The organism is Nocardia sp. NPDC051929, assembly GCF_044548645.1.
GTDB classification, from domain to species: Bacteria; Actinomycetota; Actinomycetes; order Mycobacteriales; family Mycobacteriaceae; genus Nocardia; species Nocardia sichangensis.
This window is the reverse complement of record NZ_JBIUCG010000013.1, coordinates 94,550-109,303: the sequence shown is the minus strand read 5'-3', so window position 1 is coordinate 109,303 and position 14,754 is coordinate 94,550. Positions and strand designations below refer to the sequence as shown.

Genomic DNA, 14,754 nt, shown 5'->3' with positions numbered 1-14,754 from the left:
CGATTCCGCGAGTGCTCATTCAGGTCAGCATTCCCCGCACTTCGGCAATCCGCCGATCCAGCCGTGCCGAGTGCGCGGTGGCGGCAGCCTTCTCCGCCTGCCGGATGGTTGCGCGCGCTGCGTCCAGTTCACGCTTCCTCAGGAAAGACTCCGCGAGCCAGGTGCGGTAGAGGGCCACTTCGCGGGTTCGGTCGGCCGAGAGTTGCCCGATCGCGCGGGACAACAGTGGGCTCGCTTTGGCTGGTTCGCCCAGCTCGACGAAGCACCTGCCTGCCATCACGTCTATCTCGGTACGGTCCATCCAATACACCCACTCCGGCTCAGGAATGTCCGATGACCTGCGCTCATACGACTCGTCGACCGCATCGAGCGCTCGTTCGGCTCCTTCGCGATCACGCGACCGTGCGCATGCCCACGCCAAGCGATCGGTCAGCAAGGACCGGACCACCGGAGGTGCATCTATCGCTCCCTTGACGGCGGTACGTGCGAGCAGCGCGGCCTCACTGGGATTGCCGATATTGGCGATCTGATAGCTGAGGCTGGATAAAAGTTGCGCCGTCAATACGCGGTCTCCGGCATCATCGGCGGCCGATGCGCCGCTCAGGTACAGCCGCTGGGCGTCGTCATATCTACCTGCGTCGCCGGCCACCCACCCGGCGAGTTGTGCGAGCTCACCCGCGACTGTCAACAGCCGCTTGCCCACTCGTTCGGAATAGCTGCATTCCGTGATGACTTCCCGTGCGCTTTCGAACTCCTGCAATACCAAGGGGAACAAGTCCTCGCCACCGACACTGTCGTCCAGATGCCGAAGCTGGACCACACGGTGTTCCATTTCGGTCGCCAGCGATTCTCCGACGCGCCGACCAGTCGAGGCACGCGCCTTGGGTACAGGATCCGCCACCAGCCATTCGTGCGCGACTCGGATCGGGTCCGGTGATGGCGTCATGAGGGCACCAATCGGAATATTCAGCGCCCGTGAGTAGCCAATGATGTGCTCTTGCTTCACATCGCGCTGCCCGTTCTCCAACATGCCGAGCAGCGACTTGCTGTAGTTGGTCTTCGCCGCGAGCGCGGCCAGGCTGACCCCCCGGCTCAGCCGCGCAGTGCGGAGCAAAAATCCAGGATTCTCCATGGAGCCGACGCACCCCCGATTCTGTGGACTCTTGTGGACTGTAAATCGATTCCGCGCCCCACCGATCGATCCGAGACTACTACGTACCGCCTGGTAGAGGCGGGTCCGAATCGTATGGGAGTGGGGGTACCGAATGGAAACGCGCGGAGATACACCGTTGTCGCGATGCTTGTTCTATCGGCAGGAGTGCGGTCTGCCCGCTGTGGTCGACCCGCCGGAACTCGGGCGGATCGTGATGCGGGCCGGGTCGGTGTGGGCGATGACGATGCCCACTCGCCTGGGGCAGGCGGTGAAGGCGCACATGCACAACAGAAGCGTCCCGTTGGGACCGATTGTGGGACATCCGCGTTCGGGGCGCTGGACCTTCCTCATCCAGCCCGATCTGCCCGATGACGTGCGGTTGTTCGCCGAACTGTTCCGGCTGGACGTGGCGGTCGCGCGGACGGGAGCGACGATCGCGCTGCCTTCGCCAACCGCTGCGGTAGGCGCGATCCGGCACTGGATAGTGCCGCCGCGCACCGCCTTCCGCCCGTCAGGCAGGTTCGTAGTCGAAGCCGTCCGGGCCTGGGCGGACCAGATGCCGCGTACTCGGCACAGGTCGGGGACAACTCATGTCGGATGACGAATTGCGCACGAGGCGGCTCCTCCGCGTCGATGAGTCGCGGTTCCGGCGCGCACATGACAACCCACACTGGCCGGTATCCAGTCGCGCGAATGCCAGAAAGGCGCTGGAACTGCACTACGAATGCGACTACTCATCGTGTGCGACGCTCGTCGCGGCGGTGATAGCCAGCCGCGAGGACTACCGATACTTCCGCCGCACCGAAACGAACGCAGCCGGAGTCGTGAGCGATTGCGCGACGTCCACACCGGGACCAGGTGCGTGATGTGTGGCGATTCATCCATGAACCCATCGAACGACGTTCACGTGAGCGTATTCCTACACGGACTGCGAATGGATTTCGCCGCATGCGCCACGGCGGCGATCACCTTCGCACGGGAATGGCGGCACACCCATTATCCCGACGCGGTGGAGATCCTCCCGGACGGCGCACACGGCTTGCCCCGCCTCCCTTGTGAACGCTTGTATTGCGATCGTTCGCGCCCGATCAACGGAAGCGGGTGAGTGCGCGGCACGGGGACGGGGCGGGCACCTCACCTCGGAGGAACGAGGTCGGCGGCACGCCCATCAGGCTGCGGAAATCGGCTGTCATGTGGGACTGGTCGTAGTAGCCGGTGCCTGCCGCGAGGTCGGCCCACGGTGTGTCTTCGGCTCGGGACAAGACGCGCCGGACGCGGTCGATGCGGGCGAAGTGTTTCGGGGAGACGCCGATTCCGGTGGTGAACAGGTTGCGGAGCTGGCGTTCGCTGACGGAGAGGCGTGTGGCGAGTTCCGGGACGGGGAGCGGGTGGGCGGCGGCGATGGTTGCTACGGCGGTGGCGAGCAGTCGGCGGTGGGCGCGCTGGGCCGGATCGTCGGGAATGCGGCGCGGCAGTGCGTTCTCCAGGTACGGCACGACCTCGTCGTGCTCGAGTTCGATCAGCTCGGCGGCGAGGTGCGCGACCGGGCCGGGTAGGTCGTCCAGTCGCGCTACGCGATCGGTGAGGTCCGCCGCAGGGACTCCGAGCAGGGCGGGGACGGCACCGGGCGCGAGTCGTAGGCGCACGCAACCTGCGGGTTTGCTCGCGCGCGAGTAGCTGGCTTTCGTCTGCGGGCCGACGACGAGCGCGGCGCGGGTGGCTCCGGCATCTCCGTGTTCGGCGCGCAGCACGATCGTGGTGGCCGTCTGTGGAATGTGCGCGAACGGCTCGGAGAGGTCGAGCACGGTGGGGATGCGGCCGAGTTCGACCAGCCACGGCCGCAGCGACTCCGGTGCGGGTTCGGACGTCTCGACCAGATCGGCGGTCACGACGCGCGGCAGGGTGATCACCGGATCCACTGTAGGCAGTCGCTGCCGCGCCAGGTGTGCCGGAATTTCCTAGAGACCTGCGCGAACGCCCGGCACGGTGGTCCACATGATCGTGATCACGGGTGCGACCGGCACCATCGGCAGTGAAATCGTCCGGCAGTTGAGCGAGCGAGGGATATCGGTCCGGGCCGTCACCCGAAACCCGGACCGGGCGGAGGTACCCGCCGGGGTAGAAGTGGTGCGCGGCGATTACACCGACCTCGCGTCCATGGCGAAGGCGATGGCCGGTGCGGAGGCCGCGTTCGTCGTCGGCGTGCTGGGCCCGGAATATGTGGAGGCCGACCGGGCACTCATCGCCACCGCGCGGGACGCGAAAGTTGCCAGGATCGTCAAACTTTCCGCCATCGGCACCGGAGATGCCGGACTCGGCCGGGTCGGAACCTGGCATTTGCCCGGTGAGCAAGCCGCACGCGAGAGCGGAGTCGACTGGACTATTCTGCGCCCCAGCTCTTTTGCCTCCAACACCCTGAGCTGGGCCGCCGCGATTTGTGCCGGGCAGCCGGTGCCGAATATGACCGGCTCCGCCGCACAGGGTGTGATCGATCCTCGTGACGTCGCCGGTGTCGCCGCCGAAGCGTTGGTCTCCGCCGAGCACGCGGGCCGGATCTACACCCTCACCGGGCCGGAATTGCTCACCACGCACGATTTGGCCGCCACTTTGGCTACCGTGACCGGCCGCACGGTGGAGGTTGCCGACATTCCGGAAACCGTAGCGCGGCAACACATGCTCGCGTCCGGAATGTCCGCCGAATTCGCGGACGGTGCGCTTGCGGGGCAAGCCTATGTGCGTGCGGGACACAACGCGATCGTCACCGACGATGTGCGGCGGATACTCGGGCGGGCGCGAACTTTCGCCGAATGGGCTGCCGACAATGTGCGGGCATTCGATGCCGCGGTGCGCACGTCATAGGGTATATGTGATTGGCCTCACATCGAATTGCCGAACGCTGCCTGCTCGGCAAGGGTGACATGACTGGCCGCGTGGTCAGTGCGTTTACACGAAAAGGGGATTCGGATGCGTCGACGGGTCATGACGGTCTTGGTCGCGCTCGTAGCGGGAGGTTCGGCAGCGGCGTTCGGCGGGGCGAGTGCCTCGGCGGTCGCGGTGAATCCGTTCCCCGGTGGCACGGAGGTCTACTTCGACAACGGTGAATCCGCGGCGATCGCGAACCTGAACCTCGGACCGGTGCTGAGCCAGGTGGCCGTCGCATGGTCGCCCGGAGCGAAAGCGCTTCTCGGCGAAGGGATCACCGAGCACGCCCAATGGGCCGCCGAAACCCCGACCGGTGGGGTGTCGATCGAGGTCTACGGGGCATTCATCCAACCGTCGCTGGTCACGGTCACCACGCTGCGCGGCTGAGCTTTTTTCGTTTCGGAATTCGGTGTGCCAGAGGTATGCTCGCCCATGGCGTTATGCGCATGAGACCTCCTGGCGGATGCCCGGACGGGACGACACTACGTGTGCCGTCCCGTCCGGTGTTTCATCATCGTGCTCGGTTGCCCGCGGTTTCCGGGAACGCGTCCTGAGCGGCCATTTCCTGGGCGATCGCCGTCGCGAAGGCGTCCACGTCGGCCTCGGTGGTGTCGAACGAGCACATCCAACGGACCTCGCCGGTGCGCTCGTCCCAGGTGTGGAAGCGGAAGCGTTTCCGCAGCCGCTCGGTGACCTCCCGAGGCAGTATGGCGAAGACGGCGTTGGCCTGGACCGGCCGTACGATCTCGACACCCGGCACCCGGGCGACGGCCGTGGCCAGCCGGGCCGCCATCGCGTTGGCGTGCCGCGCGTTGCGTAGCCACAGGTCACCTTCCAGCAGCGCGACGAACTGCGCCGACACGTACCGCATCTTCGAGGCCAGCTGCAACGCGGCCTTGCGCAGGTACTGCACGCCGCGCACCGCGTCCGGGTCGAGCACCACGATCGCCTCACCGAGCATCAGGCCGTTCTTGGTGCCGCCGAACGACAGCACGTCCACCCCGGCGTCAGTGGTGAACGCGCGCGGCGGCAGGTCGAGCGCGGCGGCCGCGTTGGCCAGCCGGGCGCCGTCCACGTGCAGCAGCATGCCGCGCTCACGCGCCAGCGCGCCGATCGCCGCGATCTCACCGGGCGTGTAGAGGGTGCCGAGTTCGGTGCTCTGGGTGATGGAGACGACCTTGGGCTGGGCATGGTGCTGATCGCCGAAGCCCCATGCGTACCGGTCGAGCAACTCCGGCGTCAGCTTGCCGTCCGGAGTGGGCACCGGGATCACTTTCAGCCCGGCCACCTTCTCGGGTGCGCCGCACTCGTCCAGGTGGATGTGCGCGGACTCCGGGCAGATCACGGCGCTCCACCGGTCGCACATCGCCTGCAACCCGACCACATTCGCGCCGCTGCCGTTGAAGACCGGATAGACCTCGGCGCGCTCGCCGAAATGCCCTTTGATCAGCTCGCGTAGCCGGGCGGTGTGGACGTCCGCGCCGTAGGCCGGCTGATGTCCCTCGTTGGCGGCGGCCAGCGCCGCCATGATCTCCGGGTGTACGGAGGCGTTGTTGTCGCTGGCGAATCCGCGTAGCGGCTCGCTCTCGGTAGCGTTGTCGCTCACCGGTCCTCCGGTTCCGTGTTATCGGGCTGTCGAGCGGAAGCCACGCAACCGCAGGCTGTTGCTGACCACGAAGACCGAGGAGAACGCCATCGCGGCGCCCGCGAGCATCGGGTTCAGCAATCCCGCCATGGCCAGCGGGATCGCGGCCACGTTGTAGGCGAAGGCCCAGAACAGGTTGCCCTTGATCGTCGTGAGGGTGCGGCGGGACAGGCGGATCGCGTCCGCCGCCGCCCGCAGGTCGCCGCGGACCAAGGTCAGATCGCCCGCCTCGATGGCCACGTCGGTGCCGGTGCCCATGGCCAGGCCCAGGTCGGCCTGGGCCAGTGCCGCGGCGTCGTTCACACCGTCGCCGACCATCGCGACCACTTTGCCCTCGGCCTGCAACCGCTTGACGGTGTCGACCTTGTCCTGCGGCAGCACCTCCGCGATCACCTCATCGATGCCGACTTGCGCGGCGATCGCGTCGGCGGCGGCCCGGTTGTCGCCGGTCAGCATGATCGGGGTGAGCCCGAGGGCGCGCAGCTGGGAAATCGCCTCGGCCGAGGTGGGTTTCACCGCGTCGGCCACCACGAGCACGCCGCGCGCCTCGCCGTCCCAGCCGACCGCGACGGCGGTCTTTCCTTCGGCTTCGGCCGCGCGCATCGCCCGGGTCAGGTCGTCGTCGAGATGCTGTGACCAGTCGGCGAGCAGCCGCGCGCGGCCGACGACCACCGCGTGCCCGTCTATCGTGCCCTGCACGCCCAGGCCCTCGACGTTCGCGAAATCCTCGACCGGCTTCAGCTCACCCACCCGCTCGCGGGCGCCCTTGGCGATGGCCTGGGCGATCGGGTGCTCGGAGGAATCCTCCAGCGCCCCGGCCAGTTCCAGAATCCGTTCGACCTGCTCACCCTCGGCCGCGACGACATCGAGCAGCGTCATCTTGCCCGCGGTGACGGTGCCGGTCTTGTCCAGCACGATCGTGTCCACCCGCCGGGTCGACTCCAGCACCTCGGGACCCTTGATCAGGATGCCCAGCTGCGCGCCGCGTCCCGTGCCGACCATCAGCGCGGTCGGCGTGGCCAGTCCGAGCGCGCACGGGCAGGCGATGATCAGCACCGCCACCGCGGCGGTGAACGCCGCGGCCACCGAACCGCCGGTGCCGAGCCAGAATCCGAGCGTCGCGACCGACAGCGCGATGACGATCGGCACGAAGATCCCGGAGATCCGGTCGGCCAGCCGTTGCGCCTGCGCCTTACCGGTCTGCGCGTCCTCGACGAGCTTCGCCATCTGCGCCAGCTGGGTGTCGGAACCGATCCTGGTGGCGCGCACCACGATCCGGCCGCCCACGTTGACGGTCGCGCCGACCACGGCGTCATCCGTGCCGACCTCCACCGGCACCGACTCACCGGTGAGCATCGAGGCGTCGACGGCCGAGGAACCTTCCACCACGACGCCGTCGGTGGCGATCTTCTCGCCCGGCCGCACCACGAACCGGTCGCCGACCGTCAGCTGCTCCACCGGAATGCGCAGCTCGGTTCCGTTGCGCAGAACCGAGACCTCCTTGGCCCCCAGCTCGAGCAGGGCACGCAGCGCCGCACCCGCCCGCCGTTTGGCGCGCGCCTCGAAGAAGCGTCCGGCCAGGATGAACGTGGTGACTCCCGCCGCGGCCTCCAGGTAGATGCTGCCGGTGCCGTCCATCCGGGAGATGGTGAACTCGAACGGGTGCGTCATGCCCGGCCTGCCCGCGGTGCCCCAGAACAAGGCGTACAGCGACCAGCCCAGTGCGGCCAGCGTTCCCATCGAGATCAGGGTGTCCATGGTCGCGGCGCCGTGGCGCAGATTGGTCCACGCCGCGCGGTGGAACGGCAGCGCGCCCCACACCACGACCGGCGCGGCCAAGGTCAGTGACAGCCACTGCCAGTTGGTGAACTGCAAGGCCGGGATCATCGCCATGGCGATCACCGGCACCGACAGCGCCACGGAGATCAGCAGTCGGGTGCGCAGGCTCGCCGCGGGATCTTCCTCGGCGGCGATTTCTTGTGGCTTCGGGGGCGCGGGCAGGGCGGCGGTGTAGCCCGCTTGTTCGACGGTGGCGATCAGGTCGTCGGGCGAGACGTCACCGGTGACGTCCACCCGGGCCTTCTCGGTGGCGTAGTTCACGGTCGCGGTGACGCCGTCGAGCTTGTTGAGTTTCTTCTCGATCCGGGCGGCGCAGGACGCGCAGGTCATTCCACCGATCACGAGTTCGACCTGCCCGGAGGGCTGCGGTTGTGTCGCGGTGGTCATCGTGGGTGCTCCGTTCTGTGCGGCGGTCGGCGGGTCAGTGCACGTGGCCGTCCGGCGCCTGCTGCTGACCAGTGTGTTCGTTGTGGCTCGAGGCGTCTACGGCGGGGGTACCCGGCGCGACGGCCAAGGTGAATTCGGCGGTGCGGACCACGCCCTCGTGCTGGAAGTCGAGGAACAGGCGGTAGTCGCCCGCGCTCGGCGCCGTGACGGCGAAGGTGATGCCGGGTCCGGCCGCGGTCACGCCGTCGCCGGGGTGGCCTTCCGGATGGACGTGCAGATAGCCCAGGTCGGCGGCGCGCAGGGCCACCAGATGCCCGTAAGCGCCGAGGTAGGGCTGTAGGTCGGTCACCGGCTTGCCCGCGCGGCTCACCGACAGCGTCACCTTGGAAGCCCGGCCGGGAACTACGGTGCCGTCCAGCGTGACGGTGTAGTCGCCGACGTTGGTGGTGGAGATCGCAGCGGGCAGCTGCTGTGGGTCGTAGACGCCCGCCACCAGCAGGTCCGCGCCGAGTGTCAGGTTCTCGCCGCCCTGCGGAGTGAAGTCGGCGAACACGCGATAGTCACCGGCGCGGCTGAGGTCGAGTGGGACGCTCCAGGTCCCGTCGGCGCCGAGCACCGGGTGGACGTGCTGGAAGGCGGCCATATCACGGCGCACGACGATCAGGTGCAGATCCTTCTCGTGACTGCGCACGTAGCGGGTGACGGGCTTTCCGTCCCGGTCGAGGATGGTGAAGCGCAGCGGTACGTTCGCCGCGGCGGTGGCTCGGGTGGTGTCCAGCCGCAAGGTGTAGCCGCGGTCGGTCGCCATCATTCCTCCAGGTAGTGCGTGGTCCTCGCCTTGGGCGGCGCCGTGTGCGTTCGAGTCGTGGGCGGCGGGTTCGGTGGGCTCCGGCCCGATGGTCGCACCGGCCGCGAGTGCGATCCCGAAGACCGCGGCGAGGCCGAGGGTGAAACCGCCGAATTTGATGGTCGCGTTCATCGGAGTGCTCCGTCCGTCAGCCTGCGACCGCGTAGCCGGCGCGAACCACCGCCGCGGCGAGTTCGGCGCGTTCGATCGGGGTCGCGCTATCGACGGTCACCAGCCCGTCGGCGAGGTCGACGGCCACCGACTCGACGCCGGAGATGCGGCCGATCTCGGTGCGGACCGATGCGGCGCAGCCGCCGCAGGTCATGCCGGTGACGGTCACGGTGGTGGTGCTCATGGTCGGTGTCCTCCTGCTGGTTCGTCTGCTTCTCGAGTTCTACCCTACCCCCCTAGGGTATCTACATGTCAAGTCCGGAGCAGACGAAAGCCCGGCCCGCGACGAGTCGCGGACCGGGCTGTGTGGGTCGGGATCAGCGGTAGGTCACCAGCGCGACGGCGGGTGCCGAGACCACTTGCACATCGGCCGAGTCCGACACCTTGACGTGCAGGAATCCGCCCTCGATCGCGATGTGGACGTCATCGACGGTGCGTGCGGCCCGGCCCTCACGGTCCACCAGGGAGTAACCCTCGACCAGGACAACCTTGCTCGCGGGCCGCCATTTCGCTTCCATTGCCGTGCCTTTCGTCGGTGCCGCGGGCGGGAAGTCGAGTTCCGGCTCGGCGACATGGTTGAAGTAGTTGGACAAGACGTTCAGTGCGACATGGCCGACGATCTCGCTCAGTTCGGCGTCGCTGACGCCACGGGCGCGCGCCGAGGCGAGCGCGGCGTCGTCGAGCCGGCCGCGGGAGCGGAGGACGTCACGGGCGACGCGCAGGATCGCGTCGGCGTGCGGGTCGTCGGCGCGCGCCGCGCGGGTGTCGACGATCGCCTGCTCGGTGAAACCCATCCGGTCGGCGCGCATGGTGTGCGCGGCGGTGCAGTAGTCGCAGCCGTTCTCGCTGGCGACCAGAAGGGCGAGTTGCTCGCGCACCCGGGCGGAGAGCTTTCCCTTGGTCAGCGCGTCGCGCAGGTTCAGGTATCCGCGCAGGGTGGCGGGGCTGTTCGCCATGGCGGCGTAGAGATTCGGGACCCGGCCCAACTGGCGCTGTACCTCGGCGAGCAGATCGGCCTGCTCGGCGTCGGCGGAGTCGGTGGACACAAGGGGCAGGCGGGACATCGAAGCCTCCAGCTCGTACAAGATGGTACCGATCGGTGCCGAATCGAGACGGTACCGATTGTTTCCGTATTGGTCAAGTCGGATGGTACTGATCAGTTCCGTTCTGCTACCGTGGCGTTATGCCAACCCAGGCCAAGCAACGTTTGCTCACCACGGCGGAAGAACTGTTCTATGCCGAAGGCATTCGTGCCGTAGGCATCGATCGCCTGCTCCAGGAGTCCGGCGTCGGCCGGGCTTCCTTCTATCGCCACTTCGCGAGCAAGGACGACTTGGTCGTCGCTGTGCTGGAGGATCGCGACCGCCGGTGGCTGGACTGGCTGCGCGAATCGGTCGAACAGACCGTCGACCCCGACGCCCGCCCGCTCGCGGTCTTCGACGCTCTGGCCGAACGGTTCGCCCGCAACGACTTTCGCGGCTGCGCGTTCATCAACACCATGGTCGAGGTGGCCGATCGCGAGAGTGCTGCCCATCAGGTCGCCGATCGGCACAAGCGCCGCGTGATCGAGTACCTGAACGAACTGCTCACCGAAGCGGGGCGATCCGACGCTGAGGTGCTGGCCGCCGAACTCGCGCTGCTGGTCGACGGAGCGATCGTCACCGCGGTCCGTGAGGGAACTCCGGAGGCGGCCCATCGTGCGCGCACGATCGCGGAGCGTTTGCTCGCGACGCGGTGAGAGTTGGCGTACTACCGCCGATTTGCATGCGGGGTCTACTCGCTCGCGGTGATCGGGCCCGTGGCGTGTAGCCGCTTCTTGGCTACGGACCTGTTTGCTTCATGAACTCGTCGCGAGACGGTCGGCGTTGTGACGAAGCGCCACCCGGATCGCTGAGCGGCGCCCGGGGTAGTCATCGCGGACCCGTCGCTGTCGGCGTCGTGGCGACTGCGGCCGTTGGGCGAGCTCACCGGCGTGCCACCCGGTGGAGTCGTCGCCGGACCGCCTTGGTCGCAGCGGTCCGAATGCCCGGTGCGGGTAGTGCGTCGTGGGTATGCGCGCCGGGTGCCGCCCCGGCTGACTTATCGCGGGGCGGCACCTGCTTGGATCAGGCGGAGTGCAGATTACGTGCCGTGGGTGAGGTCTCGGTCGTGGCCGGGTCGGGGTAGGTGCCGAAGAGGCGGTCGGCGGTACCGGAACTGGTGACCGTGAACCAGTAGTGCTCGTTCTTGTAGTGGTGGTGGCGATGGTTGCGCCAAACCGCCCGGTAGAGCGAACCTTTCGGCTTGTAATCGGTGTGGATCAGGTAGTGCGTCCACTCGTAGCCCAGGCCGAGCAGGGTGATGGTGATCAGAAAGGTCAGGCCGAGGCCCGAACCGGGGAAGGCGAAGGCCGCCAGCGCGATCAACACCACGACCAGCACCGCCAGCGTTTTCGTCGGGATGAAGATCAGCGGGATGTCGCGCGGATCCACGTGATGCTCCCGGTGCTTGCGGGCCAGTTCGCTATCGAGTGCGATCGGGCCGAGCCGCCGTGGCCGCCAATGCAACACCGTGACGTGCACAATCCACTCGAACACCGGGAACACCGCCAGCATCACGGCGGGGACCAGCAGATCGGTGAGCTGCCAATCGCCGACGACGACGCGAGCGATCAGCGCGCCCACCAGCGTGGTCCCGATCATCCACGGCGAGGGGTGCCGGAGGAATTCTTCGAATGCCTGGCCGAGGGTGAGTCCGCGCCGCAGCGCCCGCTCATCCCTGCCTACCCGCGCCCGTGCGTCCGTGTCGATCGAAGCGTGTTCGGATGCTTTCGGTTCGGTCATGATCGTTCCTAGCTGTGCGTGACCGGCGGTCCGCCGAGGACCTCGATCAGGGCGGTGGTCGCCGGCTCGAGCAGCGCCCGAGCAGTGCCGGCGGCCTTCTGCGGCCGGCCCGCGGCGATGGCGGCGGCCAGTTCGCGGTATGCCTCGACGTTGCCCACCTCGGCGGACATGATCGGGGCCAGCGCCGCGAGCGCCGGTTCATATGCGGCGCGCAACATGTTGAACATCAGCCGGAACACGATCGAGTCGGCCGCGTCCACGACGTGATCCCAGAACTCCATCGCATGCCGTTGCTGTGCGATCGGATCCTGTTCGGCGGCAAGCGCTTCGAGGGAAGCCTCCAGCAGGGGACGAACCTCGCCCGCGCCGATCGCGCCGACCCGGCGCGCGGCCAGCTCCGCCACCTTCGGCCCGTTGTGCAGGCGGGCCTCCAGAATGCTGCGTGCGACCGCGGGGTCCAGTTCCCCGGCCTGCACCAGCAGCCTGGGCAGAACCTCGAGCCCCGCGCCGCGCCGATAGTCCAGCACGGTCGTCGCGTCTCCCTGGCGCACCGACACCAGCCCGGCCGCGGCCAGCCGCTGCAAGGCTTCCCGCACCGCGGGCCGGGACACCCCGAGCGCCTCCGCCAACTGCCGCTCACTGGGCAAGGTCGCCCCGGGCGCCAGCTCACCGCTGAGCACATCCGCGGCGATCTGCTCGAACACGTCCGCCGACACCGATCGCTTGACCACAGGTTGCAACGCCATGCGTCTACTGTGCGCCTCGATGGTCAGGAGGTCAAGTGGTCAGACCAATTTCGCCTGGAGGGGCTGGCGTTGGCCGATGAATGGGCGGTGCGCAAGTGTTGGACGGCGGTCGGCTCGCCGTCTGATCCGTGGCCGCGTGACCATGACAGTGCGAAACCCCTGACCTCTTGTGGGCTCAGGGGTTTCGCACGAGCGTGGTCGCGGGAGTCTGTTGTCACCGATGGGTCGGCGGGGCGGTGAGGGTGGGGCGGACCTTGGTGAGCATCAGGTCGAGGAACTGGTCGGGGTGGCGGAAGGAGGCGAAGTGGCTGGCGTCTTCGATCAGCGCGAAGTGCTTGACCGGCGCGGTGACATCGTCGAAGAACCGCTTGGCCGGTTCGGGCGGGGTGAGGGCGTCTTGGTCGCCCTGGAAGATGAACAGTGGGATATCGAATGCGGTGCCCTCGGTCCATTCGTCGATCGTCACGGCCTCGGGTGCAAATCGCTCGGAGAAGGTCATGCCTTTGAAGTAGGTGCGCAGTTCGCTGAGCGTGTGCAGCGGTGAGAACCACAGCGAGCGGATCACCACGGTCTTTATGGTGTCGTAGGTGAGCGGATCAGTGGTGACGACGAGCCTGTTGTACTCCGCCAACTGCTCGGCGGACCACGCTGACTTGTCGGCACCCATGCCGGTGACCGTGGCCAGCTCTTTACGTTTTCCGGCCTGCTGCAGCCGGCTCACCAATGCGTTGTATGCCGAATGGTTGCGCCCGCCGGCGTTGATGTTCTGGTCGGCGCCGACGTAACCGCTGTACAGCTGAGGGTGGTTGCGGGCCAGGCGCAGCCCGACAACGGTGCCGAAGGAGTTGGCGACCAGCAGGACCTTCTCGACGCCGAGCCGGGCCCGGACATGCTCGGTGACCTCGAGGGCGTCGCGGTACCACCGCTCCAGGCCCATCTCACCCTGTCCGCCCGGGGCGGTGCGGCCGAAAGTCTTGCCTGCGCCGCGCATATCCCACCGCACGATGGTGAAGTGTTTCTCCCAGCCGCGGGTGCGTGGGGCGAAGACGAGGTTGGAAGCGCCGGGGCCGCCGTGGACTTCGACGATAACCGGATTGCGCAGGTCGTCGCCGCGGATCGAGATCCACTGGTCGATACCGCCGATGCAGATGAAGCCGGACTCGTCGATGCCGTTCGCCGTGGTGATGCGCAGCCGCTTGGCGTTGGCCGCACGCCTGAGCTGCCGGTGGCCGAGCAGCCCGGCAACGGGCGCGGCAGCGGCAGCGACGATGGCGGCGAGGACGATGGTCGTAAGCATTGTTATCTCCCTAAACTGTTTATGCCGTCAGCAGATACGTTTAAGGTATATACAATTGGAGGTGGGTGTCAACCCATCCGCCGGTAACCACCAGAAAGGACTGTCATGGCCAGGACAGACGCTGCCCGAGAAGGTAAGGAGAAGGCACGTGACCTGCGGGCGAGCGTGGCATTGCTGTGGGGGGAGCAGGAGCGGCGCACCCGTGGGCCCAAGCCCAAACTCTCGCCCCGCGGCATCGCGGAGGTCGCGGTGGCACTCGCCGATGCCGAGGGCTTGGACGCCGTGTCGATGAATAAAGTCGCGGCCGAGTTCGGCGTCTCGGCGATGGCGCTCTACCGCTATGTGCCCGGTAAAACCGAACTCGTTGAGCTGATGGTCGAAGCCGTACTGACCGATTGTCCCGATCTGTCGGTCGCAGGCAGCGGATGGCGGCTCCGGCTCTCGCAGTGGGCCCGCCGGTCATCGGAGGTGTACCAGAACCATCCCTGGTTACTCGCCGCGACCGCGATGCGTCGTCAGCGCATGGGGCCGGCCCAACTCGCTTGGCTGGACGCCGCACTGGCGGTTCTGGAGCCGACCGGCCTGACCGCCGCCCAGCGGCATCAGGTCTTCCTCCTGATCGTCGCTCTGGTGCGCAACCACGCCCAGCAGATGGCCGACTTCGATGAGAGCCACGACGAGGAATGGAACCGCCTCACCGGCGAACTACTCGACCGCCACGCCGACCGTTTCCCCGCCCTGACCAAAGCCATCGCTGAGGGCGCGTTCGCGCCGGAGGCTGTTGCCGACCCGCTCGAATTCGGCCTCGAGCGCATACTCGACGGCGTCCAGATGCTCATCGACCACGGCGGGAGTGACATCGCTCCTGCCGCCGCCTCGTCCGAGACAACGGTGTCGTGAATGGCCTCGCCGTCGGCGAGTCGGT

15 protein-coding genes are annotated in these 14,754 nt (G+C 67.6%); 5 read left to right on the top strand and 10 right to left on the bottom strand.

The features are described 5' to 3' along the window. Positions 1 to 19: 19 nt before the first annotated feature. Positions 20 to 1,132 carry a helix-turn-helix transcriptional regulator gene (locus tag ACIHAX_RS18780; protein WP_364432810.1) on the bottom strand — a complete coding sequence of 371 codons (1,113 nt, stop codon included), beginning with the start codon at positions 1,130 to 1,132 and terminating at the stop codon, positions 20 to 22. Between the two features lie 157 nt (positions 1,133 to 1,289). Between ACIHAX_RS18780 and ACIHAX_RS18775 the strand changes: the two genes are divergently transcribed. Beyond that, on the top strand, positions 1,290 to 1,754 hold the full coding sequence (locus ACIHAX_RS18775) for a DNA-directed RNA polymerase subunit beta (protein WP_364432813.1): 465 nt from the start codon (positions 1,290 to 1,292) through the stop codon (positions 1,752 to 1,754). A 487-nt stretch (positions 1,755 to 2,241) separates the two neighbouring features. Here ACIHAX_RS18775 and ACIHAX_RS18770 read toward each other — a convergent pair whose 3' ends face one another. Further along, positions 2,242 to 3,063 (bottom strand): helix-turn-helix domain-containing protein, encoded by an 822-nt coding sequence (locus ACIHAX_RS18770; RefSeq protein WP_397278710.1) that lies wholly within the window; start codon positions 3,061 to 3,063, stop codon positions 2,242 to 2,244. Positions 3,064 to 3,148: 85 nt separating this feature from the next. Between ACIHAX_RS18770 and ACIHAX_RS18765 the strand changes: the two genes are divergently transcribed. Both ACIHAX_RS18765 and ACIHAX_RS18760 read left to right on the top strand, forming a co-directional pair. Beyond that, a complete protein-coding gene (locus tag ACIHAX_RS18765; protein ID WP_397278708.1) occupies positions 3,149 to 4,012 on the top strand; it encodes an SDR family NAD(P)-dependent oxidoreductase in 864 nt (287 codons plus the stop codon). Positions 4,013 to 4,117: 105 nt separating this feature from the next. Then, positions 4,118 to 4,462 (top strand): hypothetical protein, encoded by a 345-nt coding sequence (locus ACIHAX_RS18760; protein WP_355073219.1) that lies wholly within the window; start codon positions 4,118 to 4,120, stop codon positions 4,460 to 4,462. 124 nt (positions 4,463 to 4,586) lie between these two features. Here the strand turns inward: ACIHAX_RS18760 and ACIHAX_RS18755 are convergent, their stop codons facing one another. The 5 genes from ACIHAX_RS18755 to ACIHAX_RS18735 all read right to left on the bottom strand — a co-directional run bounded on the left by ACIHAX_RS18755 (position 4,587) and on the right by ACIHAX_RS18735 (position 10,028). After that, positions 4,587 to 5,681, bottom strand: a complete 1,095-nt coding sequence (locus ACIHAX_RS18755) for a threonine aldolase family protein (protein ID WP_397278706.1) — start codon at positions 5,679 to 5,681, stop codon at positions 4,587 to 4,589. Positions 5,682 to 5,699: 18 nt separating this feature from the next. Beyond that, positions 5,700 to 7,946, bottom strand: coding sequence for a heavy metal translocating P-type ATPase (locus ACIHAX_RS18750; protein WP_364432833.1), 2,247 nt, complete (start codon positions 7,944 to 7,946; stop codon positions 5,700 to 5,702). Positions 7,947 to 7,980: 34 nt separating this feature from the next. Continuing rightward, a complete protein-coding gene (locus tag ACIHAX_RS18745; protein ID WP_397278704.1) occupies positions 7,981 to 8,925 on the bottom strand; it encodes a hypothetical protein in 945 nt (314 codons plus the stop codon). 16 nt (positions 8,926 to 8,941) lie between these two features. Beyond that, a complete protein-coding gene (locus tag ACIHAX_RS18740) occupies positions 8,942 to 9,148 on the bottom strand; it encodes a heavy metal-associated domain-containing protein (protein ID WP_356963323.1) in 207 nt (68 codons plus the stop codon). A gap of 133 nt (positions 9,149 to 9,281) precedes the next feature. After that, on the bottom strand, positions 9,282 to 10,028 hold the full coding sequence (locus ACIHAX_RS18735; protein ID WP_364432840.1) for a carboxymuconolactone decarboxylase family protein: 747 nt from the start codon (positions 10,026 to 10,028) through the stop codon (positions 9,282 to 9,284). A gap of 119 nt (positions 10,029 to 10,147) precedes the next feature. Here ACIHAX_RS18735 and ACIHAX_RS18730 point away from each other — a divergent pair, with 119 nt between their 5' ends. Next, positions 10,148 to 10,702: a TetR family transcriptional regulator gene (locus tag ACIHAX_RS18730; protein ID WP_364432843.1), complete on the top strand. Its 555-nt coding sequence runs from the start codon at positions 10,148 to 10,150 to the stop codon at positions 10,700 to 10,702. A gap of 367 nt (positions 10,703 to 11,069) precedes the next feature. On the opposite strand, the gene ACIHAX_RS18725 is transcribed toward ACIHAX_RS18730, so the two are convergent. The 3 genes from ACIHAX_RS18725 to ACIHAX_RS18715 all read right to left on the bottom strand — a co-directional run bounded on the left by ACIHAX_RS18725 (position 11,070) and on the right by ACIHAX_RS18715 (position 13,829). Further along, the gene (locus ACIHAX_RS18725) at positions 11,070 to 11,786 is read right to left on the bottom strand and encodes a sterol desaturase family protein (RefSeq protein WP_397278701.1); all 717 of its coding nucleotides are present in this window, start codon (positions 11,784 to 11,786) and stop codon (positions 11,070 to 11,072) included. Positions 11,787 to 11,794: 8 nt separating this feature from the next. After that, a complete protein-coding gene (locus ACIHAX_RS18720) occupies positions 11,795 to 12,532 on the bottom strand; it encodes a FadR/GntR family transcriptional regulator (protein WP_397278699.1) in 738 nt (245 codons plus the stop codon). 214 nt (positions 12,533 to 12,746) lie between these two features. Next, a complete protein-coding gene (locus ACIHAX_RS18715) occupies positions 12,747 to 13,829 on the bottom strand; it encodes an alpha/beta fold hydrolase (RefSeq protein WP_397278697.1) in 1,083 nt (360 codons plus the stop codon). Between the two features lie 105 nt (positions 13,830 to 13,934). Between ACIHAX_RS18715 and ACIHAX_RS18710 the strand changes: the two genes are divergently transcribed. Then, a complete protein-coding gene (locus tag ACIHAX_RS18710; RefSeq protein ID WP_397278695.1) occupies positions 13,935 to 14,729 on the top strand; it encodes a TetR/AcrR family transcriptional regulator in 795 nt (264 codons plus the stop codon). Positions 14,730 to 14,754: the final 25 nt, after the last annotated feature.